We start from the raw sequence: 240 nt of genomic DNA on the forward strand, positions 1-240 counted from the left end.
GTGCTGCTGTTCTCATTGATGGTGCTCAGGCATGTCCGCATATCAAACCACATGTCCAAGCTTTAGATGTTGATTTTTATGTGTGCTCTGCGCACAAAATTTGTCGCCCAACAGGTATTGGTATGTTATATGGCAAGGAAGAATGGTTAAATATGCTTCCGCCTTATCAAGGAGGTGGCGAGATGATTCCCGAAGTGTCTTTTGACAAAACTACTTACGCTGATCTACCACACAAATTTG

At 42.9% G+C, this 240-nt stretch carries 1 protein-coding gene; it reads left to right on the top strand.

Annotated features, from left to right (window positions below):
- Window positions 1-240, top strand: a 240-nt coding sequence (locus tag ACRHOC_RS15075; protein WP_431159433.1) for an aminotransferase class V-fold PLP-dependent enzyme, incomplete at both ends; no start/stop codon positions are given.

The organism is Winogradskyella poriferorum, from assembly GCF_050618035.1.
Lineage (GTDB): Bacteria > Bacteroidota > Bacteroidia > Flavobacteriales > Flavobacteriaceae > Winogradskyella > Winogradskyella poriferorum_A.